Below are 11,904 nucleotides of genomic sequence, written 5' to 3'. Positions count from 1 at the left end.
ACCTCTGAAAGAGGATATTGGCAGAGTGAAAATTCCCCGGATGCTGAAAAAACGATTTGGAGAAAACCTGCAGGTAGAGCTGGTAAAAGCGGAACCGATTTTCCGGATGACCTTACCGAATATGATCTGATCATCCAGTGCGGAGCATGCACGTTTAACCGGAAATATGTGATGTACCGCATCGACAGGGCAAAGAAGCAACAGGTACCTGTGACCAATTACGGGATAACCATCGCACATCTTACCGGAATACTGGATCATGTGGCATTGCCGGAATGATGATTCCAATCCCGAAAAATAACAGATATTAACAAATACATAAAGACTGCTGTACAGTTAGATTACTGTATGGCAGTTTTATTGTTATATTACAGGAAATTAATCCTGCTAATCCTGCAAGCAGGATTCTTTTTTATAAATAATTGCTTCACAATTTGGATGAATTTCGCAAAATTTTCATGAAGATATTGAACAAGCAGCCTATGTTAGTTTATACTAACTTACAGTTAGAGAGGGTTAACCATACCCAAAGTATTATCAATGCCCGATTATCAGGCAAGGGATAAATACTTTCCAATCCCCATATTAATATATCTAAAAGAACAAAAGGAGGATAATACATGAGTATTGTAATCGTAGGCGGACATGACAGAATGGTAGGACAGTATAAAAAAATCTGCAAATCTTATAAATGCAAATGTAAAGTATTTACACAGATGGAAGCCGACTTCGGAAAAAAGATAGGATGTCCGGATCTTCTGGTACTTTTTACAAATACTGTATCCCATAAGATGGTAAAATGCGCACTGGACGAGGTTGGCGCTTCTACAGATATTGTGCGCTGCCATACCAGCAGCAGCGGAAATGCACTCAACGGTATTCTCGAAGCACGTTGCTGATAAAATACTTTTCTTGTATATATTGCATAATATAGTGATAAATTAATGAAAAAAATTATTAATGTTTTAAACTGAAAAACTTTATCATTAAAAATTTCAATAAAGTTATTGACATCTAACCGAAATTAGAATACACTAACCACATGATAAAGATAATGTTTATCACTTATTAAATGCAAAGGAAGGGATGAAGAAATGCCGTTATCAATGGTAAATGCAGGTGAACCTTTTACAATCAAAAGGATCGGAGGCAAAGAAGAAGTGAAGAGACATCTTGAGGAGCTCGGCTTCGTAGTAGGAGGAGTTGTCACGGTTGTTTCTGAGATTAACGGAAGCCTGATCGTTAATGTTAAAGAATCCAGGGTTGCCATTGGAAAAGATATGGCAAGCAAAATTATGGTCTGAACCATAATTTCTTCCTGAAAGAAAAATAAAATTCCAGAGCGTATAGATTGTGGAAATGATTTTTCAGACACGCTCCGGGAAAGAAGGGAAAGAAACTTGAAGACATTAAAAGAAGTTCATGTTGGAGAGACCGTTAAAGTCCAGAAACTTACCGGTGAAGGTCCGGTCAAGAGAAGAATCATGGATATGGGAATCACTAAAGGCGTGGAAATTTATGTAAGAAAAGTTGCACCTCTGGGAGATCCTGTAGAAGTAACTGTAAGAGGATATGAATTATCCTTACGTAAAGCAGATGCCGAAATGATTGTAGTGGAATAATTTTTTTGACATCATGTTAGGTCTTTCTAACAATTAGCCTTGTCTAATAGTTAACGAAAATTAAGTATTAGTGATGACTAATAACTGTTGAGAATGATAAATGATATCAGCAGTAGAAAGATTGGATAAAGCGATCAAAATAAAAGTGATCAAGAAATCAGAGGAGAGAGATTATGTCAGTAAAAATTGCACTCGCAGGTAATCCGAACTGCGGTAAAACGACATTATTCAATGCACTGACCGGCTCAAATCAGTTTGTAGGTAACTGGCCAGGTGTAACTGTCGAGAAAAAAGAGGGTAAGCTGAAGGGACACAAGGATGTGGTCCTCACTGACTTACCTGGTATTTATTCTTTATCACCATATACACTTGAAGAGGTAGTTGCAAGAAATTACATTCTTCAGGAAAAACCGGATGCGATCATCAATATCGTTGATGGTACCAATATTGAACGTAACCTGTATCTTACAACACAGATTCTGGAACTTGGGATTCCGGTCATCATGGCAGTCAACATGATGGATATCGTTGAGAAAAACGGTGATACAATACATATTGATAAACTGAAAAAGAAACTTGGCTGTGAAGTTGTTACTATTTCTGCTCTGAAGGGAACTGGAATCACAGAAGCTGCAAACAAGGCAGTTTCCATTGCCCAGAGCCACCGGAAAGTAACACCTGTCCATGAATTCTGCGATAAAGCAGAAGAGATCATCGGAGCAGTTGAGAATAAACTGACCGGTGTGGTACCGGAAGAACAGAAGAGATTCTTCGCAATCAAGCTTCTTGAAAGAGATGACAAGATCATTGAGCAGATGAATACATCCGTAAATGTATCTGCCGAGATCAAAGAAATGGAAAATGAGTTTGACGACGATACAGAAAGTATTATCACAAATGAGAGATATGTTTATATTTCTTCTATCATTGGTCAGTGTGTGACTAAGGCAAGAAAAGATAAGCTTTCCACATCTGATAAGATCGACCGTATTGTTACCAACAGATGGCTGGCACTGCCGATCTTTGCAGTTGTAATGTTTATCGTATATTATGTATCTGTAACTACAGTTGGTGCTTTCGTAACTGACTGGACAAACGATGTTCTGTTTGGTGAGATCATTCCTCCGGCAATTGAATCAGGGCTGAATGCGATTGGCTGTGCAGCATGGTTACAGGGACTGATCCTTGATGGTATTGTAGCCGGTGTGGGAGCTGTTCTCGGTTTCGTACCTCAGATGCTTGTACTGTTTGCATTCCTTGCATTCCTTGAGTCCTGTGGTTACATGGCTCGTGTAGCATTCATCATGGACAGAATTTTCCGTAAATTCGGTCTTTCAGGTAAATCCTTCATTCCAATGCTTATCGGCAGTGGATGCGGTGTTCCAGGTGTTATGGCTTCCCGTACGATCGAGAATGACCGTGACAGAAAGATGACAATCATGACAACTACATTCGTTCCCTGCGGAGCTAAACTTCCGATCATTGCCATGATCGCAGGTGCATTCTTCGGAAACAGCGGATGGGTTGCAACAAGTTGTTACTTTGTCGGTATTGCAGCAATTATCTGCTCCGGTATCATCTTAAAGAAAACAAAAATGTTTGCCGGTGATCCGGCTCCGTTCGTTATGGAGCTTCCTGCATACCACTGGCCAACAGTCAGCAATATCTTAAGAAGTATGTGGGAAAGAGGCTGGTCCTTCATTAAGAAAGCCGGAACAATCATCCTTCTTTCAACAATCATTCTGTGGTTCTTAATGAGCTTCGGATGGGAAGGCGGAAGCTTCGGTATGGTTGAAGAACTTAACGAGAGTATCCTTTCTAAGATCGGTACAGCAATCGCATGGATCTTTGCACCTCTTGGCTGGACAAAAGCCGGCGAAGGATGGAAGATGGCAGTTGCAGCTGTTACAGGTCTGATCGCAAAAGAGAATGTAGTAGCTACATTTGGTATGCTTTATGGATTCGCAGAAGTTGCAGAAGACGGTGCTGAGATCTGGGGTAACCTGGCAGCAGCCATGACACCGATCGCAGCTTACGGCTTCCTGGTATTCAACCTTCTTTGTGCTCCTTGCTTCGCAGCTATGGGTGCGATCAAGAGAGAGATGAACAATACAAAATGGTTTTTATTTGCAATCGGATATCAGTGTGGACTTGCATATCTTGTGTCTCTGTGTATCTATCAGATCGGTACACTGGTTACAGGCGGCGGTTTCGGTATCTGGACAGTGGTTGCATTCGCAATTATCATCGGATTTTTATATCTGCTGTTCAGACCTTATAAGGAAAGCGGCAGCCTTAATGTAAAGGTAAAGGGTATGGCAAAAGCCAGATAAAACAGTAATAAGATCAGAGCCTGCGTCCCATCTGGTGGTGCGGGTTCTGATAAACAGAATTGCAACTGTTTCATACCTTTTTCATCGCGGAGCGTGTTACTGAGAACGAAGTGAACAGTAACGTATCTTCACAGTTAGTGGACTGCTGATTATCAGATTGCAGTATAGTGATTATATGTGTATGATAATGATATAAAGCAGGAGGTGTCATTTATGGGAACATTGATTGTAGGAGCAATTTTGATTTTAATTGTCGGACTGATCATAAGAGGAATCGTCAGAGACAAAAAAAGCGGCAAGTCATCATGTGGCGGAGACTGCAGCCACTGCAGAGGGTGCCATTGAGAATCAGGCATATTACTGAAACCTGATGCCAAACAGCAGCCATATGTCAGGAAACAGAAATTAACAAGCGGAAGGATGATGTGATTTTGGGAGCAGCAGCATTACAGAGACAGGAAAATTGTAAAGAGCCCAATTACCAGAGAACCCGAATGCAGAAAGATGTTGTAATCCAGGAATTAAAGAAGCGAGGATGCAGGATTACCAAACAGAGAAGAATGCTGTTGGAAGTCATTCTTGAAAATGAGTGTTCCTGCTGTAAAGAAATCTATTACAATGCATCCCGCCTGGATCCGGGCATCGGATCAGCTACGGTTTACCGTATGGTAAATCTTTTGGAAGAAATTGGTGCGATCAGCAGAAGAAATATGTATAAAATCGTGAGAAATCCGGATTGTAAAGATGAAAGTGTATGCACCATTGAGCTAGATGATAATACAGTCCAGAAATTATCAAAAGACAGTTTTAACAATGTAGTTCTGACAGGACTGAAGGCCTGTGGATACATTGACAAACAGGAAATCGAGCGGATGTTCGTAAATTCCTGTGATTTTAAACATTGAAAACAAGTAAAAATTTAAATAGAGAACGAACTGATGACCGCCGGGAAATACTGAAGAGTATAATTTCCGGTGGCTTTCTTATATTTCTTCAGTTTTTTACTCTCTTTTGGCAATACGGTTTCCGGTAACCTTCTTAACATGTCTGAAATGAGAACATTTCTCAACAAGAAGAAAAAAGTAGAAATATAGAAATTTTGGCTGTATAATACATGAAATATAAATAAGCTGATGTCGCAATAATGCGTTTGCCCATCATATTTATCTGAAAACAGTTCATAACTGTTCAGCACCGAAAGGATGCTGAGTGGTTACAATAAATTAAAAATCACAACAGGAGGATACATCAATGATTAAATTTGACGGTAAAAAAACAGGAATCTTTGCAGCAGGAGTAGCTTTCGGTACAGCAGGTATCAAGATTCTTACAAGTAAAGATGCAAAGAAATTATACACAAACTGCACAGCAGCCGTTTTACGTGCAAAGGCATGTGTAATGAAAACAGCTTCCGCAATTCAGGAGAATGCTGAGGATATTTATGCAGAAGCACAGCAGATCAACGAAGACAGAGCAGCAGCTGAGGAAGTGGTAGAAGATACAGCTGACGAAGCAGCAGAAGAAACAGAAGAGACAACAGATTTCAAAGAAGAGACAGAAGAAACAGAAGAAGGCAGCGAGGAATAATGAAATTTGCTATTAAGCATGAAATAAAAGGACGAATTCGTATCCACCTTGCGCAGAAACACATGACCTACAGACAGGCGGATATTCTGCAGTGTTATCTGGAGAAAGAGGAAAATATCAGCAAGGCATCGGTTTATGTAAGAACTCAGGATGTCGCTGTTGTCTATACCGGCAGCAGAGATGGGCTGATTCGTTTACTGAGCAGATTTTCCTATGAAACTGCTCAGGTATCTGAATCAGCACTTGAGAATTCCGGACGTGAATTAAACGAAACCTATAAAGAAAAACTGATCAACTCTGTAGTAATGCGTACATTAAATAAAATGTTTCTGCCATATCCGGTACGTGTAGCGATCACTACAGTGAAATCAGTGAAATACATTTATCATGGTGTACGTACTTTGATGAATGGAAAACTGGAGGTACCTGTTCTGGATGCAGCAGCAATCGGTGTATCTATGCTCCGCGGTGACTTCAATACTGCAGGTTCCACCATGTTCCTGCTTGGAATCGGTGAGATCCTTGAGGAATGGACACATAAGAAATCCGTCAATGACCTTGCAAGAAGCATGTCTATCAATGCAGAGAAAGTATGGTTTGTAAATGAAGACGGACAGGAGGTTCTTATATCTGCTTCTTCTGTTAAAGCAGGTGATACTGATACGCGTACATATGGGTAATGTGATTCCGTTTGACGGAGATGTTGCAGCAGGAGAAGCAATGGTCAACCAGACTTCTCTGACAGGTGAATCTGCGCCTGTACGTAAAGCAGAAGGCAGCTTTGCCTATGCAGGAACTGTTCTGGAAGAGGGCGAACTCACTGTTAAGGTTAAAGAAGCAGCAGGTTCCAGCCGCTATGAGAAGATCGTCAACATGATCGAGGATTCTGAGAAGCTGAAATCCTCTGTGGAAAGTAATGCAGAACATCTTGCAGACAGACTTGTGCCATACACTCTTGCAGGTACAGGGATAACTTATCTGCTTACCAGAAACATGACGAAAACCCTTGCGGTACTTATGGTAGATTTCTCCTGCGCACTGAAGCTTGCCATGCCTGTTTCCGTATTATCCGCTATACGTGAGGCAAGTACTCACAGTATTACTGTAAAGGGCGGTAAATATATGGAAGCAATGGCTGATGCCACGACTATTGTATTTGACAAGACAGGTACACTTACAAAAGCAAAGCCTGTAGTTTCAGATGTGGTATCTTTCAGTGAAGAGCTGAGTTCAGATGAGCTTCTGCGTATTGCAGCATGTATGGAGGAACATTTCCCTCATTCCATGGCAAGAGCAGTTGTCAATGCAGCTAAAGAGAAACATCTTGTTCATGAGGAAATGCATTCAAAAGTAGAATATATCGTAGCTCATGGTATTTCTACAACTATTGAAGGCAAAAAGGCAGTGATCGGAAGCTGGCATTTCGTAATGGAAGATGAAAAGTGTGTAATTCCGGAAGGAATGGAAGACAGATTTGAACACCTGCCATTAGAATGTTCTCACCTGTATCTTGCAATCGAAGGAAAACTTGCAGCAGTTATCTGTGTAGAAGATCCGCTTCGTGAAGAGGCTGCAGATGCAGTACGTGAATTAAAAGAAGCCGGCATTACAAAAGTCGTAATGATGACCGGTGACAGTGAACGTACAGCAGCAGCTATTGCGAAACGTGTAGGCGTAGATGAATATTACTCCGAAGTTCTGCCGGAAGATAAGGCATCTTTTGTAGAGAAAGAAAAAGAACTGGGGCATAAAGTTATTATGATCGGTGATGGGATCAATGATTCACTGGCACTTTCTTCTGCAAGTGTGGGAATTGCTATCAGTGATGGCGCAGCTATTGCACGTGAGATTGCAGATGTTACAATTTCTGCAGATAATCTCCATGAGATTGTTACGTTAAAGAGACTGAGTACAGCGCTGATGAAGCGTATCCATAATAATTACAGAACTATTATCGGTATAAACGGTGGTCTGATCGCACTTGGAGTTACAGGTATCATTATGCCTACAACATCTGCACTGCTTCATAACATGTCAACACTGACTATCAGTTTAAGAAGTATGAGAAATCTTCTTCCAAAAGAAGAGGAAGCATAAAGATAACCATAAAAAACCATATCCGGGATTTCATGATAAAGCAACAGATGCTTAGTCTCTGAAAATCCGGGATATGGTTTTTATTATGTTTTTATTTATAGCAATCCTCTAAAATAATGCATCTTAATCCAGCCCATCAGAGTGTGAAATCCTGCGTCAGATATCTTTGCCGTGCGTCAGCACGCCTGCAGATATCTTCCTTGTCTTTCGCACGCTGCTGAACTGTCTTAAATGCATTATTTACGAGGATTGCTATAATTTTCATGCGTGCCTGCAATAGACTTCTTAATGGCAGAAAAACTCTCTGCGCTGATCGCATGCTCCATCTTACAGGCATCCTCGGCTGCAACCTTCGGGTCAACTCCGATAGAAGTCAGCCATCCGGTCAGAAAGGTATGTCTTTCATAAATCTTATCTGCAATTTCCTGCCCGGTTTCCGTCAGATTGATAAATCCGTTCTCATCAATCGTAATGTAATTACTGGCTTTCAGATTCTTCATTGCAACACTGACACTCGGTTTTGAAAAAGACAGTTCATGCGCAATGTCGATAGAGCGGACATTACCGTTTCTTTTTTGGATCATAAGGATCGCTTCGAGATAATCTTCTCCTGATTCATGTATCGCCATATTGATACCCTCCTTTTTTCTTTCCGATATTGCTACTGTGAACTGCTGTACGCAAACAGTACAGGCAGTTATGTTCTGTCAAAGAGTATCATATTTCTTTTTATGATTTTGATACCTGCCAGATAATAATATCCTGTTTTTTAAAACATTAAAGCAACACGTTAAACTATAATAACATGGATTATAACATAACTTTTTATTTCCGTAAAGAAATCTCCTCAAAACTATTGACAGAAGAGAAAATAATGCTATAATAAAATCAAACAAATGAACAAGTGCTCATATGTTAATATAAAAGAGATGAGCGGAAAGGGAAAATATTATGAAGAAAACTTATAAAATCGATGTAGACTGTGCAAATTGTGCTAATAAAATGGAGGAAGCTACCAGAAATACAGCCGGCGTTAAAGATGCAACAGTTAACTTCATGATGCTGAAGATGATCGTTGAATTCGAAGACGGACAGGATCCAAAAGCAGTTATGAAAGACGTATTAAAGAACTGCAAGAAGGTAGAAGACGACTGTGAGATTTATCTTTAATTCTGAGTTATCCGGAGAATGGACTGTTGCATAAAACGTATCCCGGCACTGAGCTTTTCGCCGGAAAGTTTTTTGCAGCGGTCCTGCTTTTATAAGAAGAGAGAGGTATTGATATGAACAAGAAGCAGAAGAAAATGCTGATCAGAATTATCATAGCAGCAGTGCTGATCGTGGTCTTTTCCTTACTGCCGGCAGAGGGATACCTGAGATTTGTTCTTTTTATGATCCCATATCTGGTCATCGGCTATGATATCCTGAAGAAAGCATTTAAGGGTATTTTAAATAAACAGGTGTTTGACGAGAACTTTCTGATGGCTGTAGCCACAGTAGGTGCAATTCTCCTTGGCGATTATTCCGAGGGTGTTGCAGTTATGCTTTTCTACCAGATTGGAGAACTTTTCCAGAGCTATGCAGTGGGAAAAGAGCAGACGAAACATCAGTGAACTGATGGATATCCGTCCTGATTATGCGAACATAGAGAAAGACGGAACACTGGAACAGGTTGATCCTGATGAAGTTGAGATCGGAACCATTATTGTTGTTCAGCCGGGTGAAAAAGTACCGATCGATGGAGTGATCACCGAGGGAACTTCTACATTAAATACAAGTGCACTGACAGGTGAGAGTCTTCCGCGTGATGCAAAAGCAGGCGATGAAGTGATCAGTGGCTGTATCAATATGACAGGTCTGCTGAAGATCCGTACAACTAAGGAATTCGGTGAATCTACAGTATCCAAGATTCTTGAACTGGTAGAGAATTCCAGCTCCAGAAAGTCAAAATCTGAAAACTTTATTTCCAAATTTGCGAAATACTATACACCTGCAGTATGTTACGGAGCCCTTGCTCTTGCATTTATCCCGCCGATCGTACTTCTTATTATGGGAAAACCTGCCATGTGGGGAGACTGGATCTACAGAGCCCTTACCTTCCTTGTAATCAGCTGTCCATGTGCGTTGGTTATCAGCATCCCGTTAAGTTTCTTCGCAGGAATCGGTGGAGCCAGCAATCAGGGCATTCTGGTCAAGGGTTCCAACTATCTGGAAACACTGGCTCAGACAAAATATGTTGTATTTGACAAAACAGGTACTATGACTCAGGGTGTCTTCGAAGTAAGTGGTATTCATCACAATGAAATGCCTGATGAGAAATTGTTAGAATATGCAGCACTTGCCGAGTGTTCTTCCTCCCATCCGATCAGCAAGAGCTTGCAGAAAGCATACGGAAAACCAATCGACAGAAATCGTGTTACTGATATTGAAGAAATCAGTGGTAATGGTGTGATTGCCAAAGTTGACGGCATATCTGTAGCTGCCGGTAATACCAAATTAATGAACAGACTTGGCATTGCTTATCAGGATTGCCATCATGTAGGAACTGTTGTGCATATGGCCATTGACGGCAAATATGCAGGACATATCCTGATATCCGATATCATCAAACCTCATGCAAAAGAGGCAATCGCTGAACTGAAGAAAGCCGGAATCAGCAAGACCGTTATGCTGACAGGCGACTCAAAACGTGTTGCAGATCAGGTTGCCGGGGAACTGGGAATTCAGGAAGTATACAGCGAACTTTTACCTGCTGACAAAGTTTCCAGGGTAGAAGAACTTCTTAATCAGAAGTCTGAAAAGGCTAAACTTGCGTTTGTAGGTGACGGTATCAATGATGCCCCTGTATTATCCAGAGCCGATATTGGTATTGCGATGGGAGCGCTTGGTTCAGATGCAGCAATCGAAGCAGCAGATATCGTTCTGATGGATGATGATCCTCTGAAGATTTCCAAAGCGATCAAAATTGCACGTAAATGTATCCGTATTGTATATGAAAATATTTATTTTGCAATCGGCATTAAAATTCTCTGCCTGATCCTTGGAGCTTTAGGTATTGCAAACATGTGGGTGGCCATTTTTGCAGATGTAGGTGTTATGATCCTGGCAGTATTAAACGCGATCCGTACATTATTTGTAAAGAATTTATAAGAAACAGGCAAATCAGCAGAAACCTTTTGTGATAAGCCGGAAAGGTAACAGGTAAGAAAATGGAAGTATGCAAAGAAGAATTATGTGAGAGTAATGAAATACATGAAGATCTGCTTAAAATTGTAGATGAAACCCTGCCGGAAGAAACAGAGCTTTATGATCTGGCCGAATTATTCAAGGTTTTCGGAGACTCTACCAGAATACGCATTTTGTTTGTTTTGTTTGAGGCAGAGGTATGTGTCTGCGATCTCGCTAAAGCATTGAATATGACTCAGTCTGCGATTTCTCATCAGCTTCGTATTCTGAAACAGAATAAACTGGTAAAGAGCCGCAGAGAGGGAAAATCTATTTTCTATTCTCTGGCAGATGATCATGTCCGCACGATCATCAACCAGGGACGGGAACATATAGAAGAAGATTGAAAAAAGCATCAGTTATCTGAAAGATTATAAATTCAGATAACTGATGCTTTTAAAGTTATAGATGAACTCTTTTCAAAATCTCGTTAGTAAGTCCGCCGATTACCACCCCGGCAGCAACACCTGCCACCAGAAGTGCCGGTGCGTATACAAACACACTTGCATTTTGTACGATCAGCATGGCAATGATCAACTGACCGATATTATGGGAAACACCTCCTGCAACGCTGACACCGATCAGACTGAAGGAGGTTTTTTTCAGCATAAACGTCATAACTGTCATACTAAGTGCAGCGCCTGCCAGGCTGTACAGGATACTGAACAGATTTCCGAACATAAATCCAATCACCAGAATGCGGACAACAGAAACCAGAGCAGCCTCCCTAAATGAATATTTCTTCAAAATAAAAAGTACTCCCAGATTGGCAAGTCCAAGTTTAATCCCCGGAATCCCCGCAAAAACCGGCACCAGTGATTCCACATATCCCAAAATAATCGCCACAGCTGAAAAAAGCCCAAGGCAGGCTGTTTTTTGCTTCATAAATCTATTTTCTCCTCTCAAAAAATCCAAAATGGAATTATCAGAATTCTTCAGACATTTTAACACAGAAAAAATATTCCCGCAACCACAAGTTAGATGTAACTAATACTGATTTTTACTGAAAGTATTTATTGAGAAAAAATGACGAATATCCC

Annotated in this window: 11 protein-coding genes and 3 pseudogenes; 12 read left to right on the top strand and 2 right to left on the bottom strand. The window is 40.7% G+C overall.

What is annotated here, in order from left to right:
- The 9 genes and pseudogenes from AC075J_RS13110 to AC075J_RS13070 form a co-directional block, all read left to right on the top strand.
- A pseudogene (locus AC075J_RS13110) lies at positions 1–279 on the top strand ([FeFe] hydrogenase H-cluster maturation GTPase HydF); the annotation flags it as partial.
- 341 nt (positions 280–620) lie between these two features.
- Complete coding sequence (locus tag AC075J_RS13105) at positions 621–899, top strand: DUF2325 domain-containing protein (RefSeq protein WP_476390401.1); 279 nt, start codon at positions 621–623, stop codon at positions 897–899.
- A gap of 195 nt (positions 900–1,094) precedes the next feature.
- Positions 1,095–1,304 carry a FeoA family protein gene (locus tag AC075J_RS13100; protein ID WP_008703058.1) on the top strand — a complete coding sequence of 70 codons (210 nt, stop codon included), beginning with the start codon at positions 1,095–1,097 and terminating at the stop codon, positions 1,302–1,304.
- 96 nt (positions 1,305–1,400) lie between these two features.
- Positions 1,401–1,622: a FeoA family protein gene (locus tag AC075J_RS13095; protein ID WP_022380698.1), complete on the top strand. Its 222-nt coding sequence runs from the start codon at positions 1,401–1,403 to the stop codon at positions 1,620–1,622.
- 173 nt (positions 1,623–1,795) lie between these two features.
- A complete protein-coding gene (feoB, locus tag AC075J_RS13090; protein ID WP_008703061.1) occupies positions 1,796–3,955 on the top strand; it encodes a ferrous iron transport protein B in 2,160 nt (719 codons plus the stop codon).
- Positions 3,956–4,168: 213 nt separating this feature from the next.
- The gene (locus AC075J_RS13085) at positions 4,169–4,300 is read left to right on the top strand and encodes a FeoB-associated Cys-rich membrane protein (RefSeq protein ID WP_008703063.1); all 132 of its coding nucleotides are present in this window, start codon (positions 4,169–4,171) and stop codon (positions 4,298–4,300) included.
- 149 nt (positions 4,301–4,449) lie between these two features.
- Entirely contained in the window at positions 4,450–4,860 is a 411-nt protein-coding gene (locus AC075J_RS13080; RefSeq protein WP_008703065.1) for a transcriptional repressor, read from the top strand.
- A 346-nt stretch (positions 4,861–5,206) separates the two neighbouring features.
- Entirely contained in the window at positions 5,207–5,542 is a 336-nt protein-coding gene (locus AC075J_RS13075; RefSeq protein WP_008703066.1) for a DUF6110 family protein, read from the top strand.
- Positions 5,542–7,639, top strand: a pseudogene (locus tag AC075J_RS13070) (heavy metal translocating P-type ATPase). Before AC075J_RS13075 ends, AC075J_RS13070 begins: the two are co-directional and overlap by 1 nt.
- Before the next feature lie 236 nt (positions 7,640–7,875).
- On the opposite strand, the gene AC075J_RS13065 reads toward AC075J_RS13070, so the two are convergent.
- Entirely contained in the window at positions 7,876–8,268 is a 393-nt protein-coding gene (locus AC075J_RS13065) for a metal-dependent transcriptional regulator (RefSeq protein ID WP_055052804.1), read from the bottom strand.
- Positions 8,269–8,590: 322 nt separating this feature from the next.
- On the opposite strand from AC075J_RS13065, the gene AC075J_RS13060 reads away from it, so the two are divergent.
- The 3 genes and pseudogenes from AC075J_RS13060 to AC075J_RS13050 all read left to right on the top strand — a co-directional run bounded on the left by AC075J_RS13060 (position 8,591) and on the right by AC075J_RS13050 (position 11,211).
- Positions 8,591–8,809: a cation transporter gene (locus AC075J_RS13060; protein WP_026649923.1), complete on the top strand. Its 219-nt coding sequence runs from the start codon at positions 8,591–8,593 to the stop codon at positions 8,807–8,809.
- Positions 8,810–8,922: 113 nt separating this feature from the next.
- Positions 8,923–10,789: pseudogene (locus AC075J_RS13055) on the top strand (heavy metal translocating P-type ATPase).
- Between the two features lie 59 nt (positions 10,790–10,848).
- Positions 10,849–11,211 (top strand): ArsR/SmtB family transcription factor, encoded by a 363-nt coding sequence (locus AC075J_RS13050; RefSeq protein ID WP_008703071.1) that lies wholly within the window; start codon positions 10,849–10,851, stop codon positions 11,209–11,211.
- Positions 11,212–11,266: 55 nt separating this feature from the next.
- Here AC075J_RS13050 and AC075J_RS13045 read toward each other — a convergent pair whose 3' ends face one another.
- Entirely contained in the window at positions 11,267–11,749 is a 483-nt protein-coding gene (locus tag AC075J_RS13045) for a Gx transporter family protein (protein ID WP_118339370.1), read from the bottom strand.
- Between the last annotated feature and the right edge of the window lie 155 nt (positions 11,750–11,904).

This window comes from Blautia sp. ZXY-1-C6, assembly GCF_056339875.1.
Note: the sequence above shows the minus strand (reverse complement) of the source record. Positions and strands in the feature narration are given on the sequence as shown.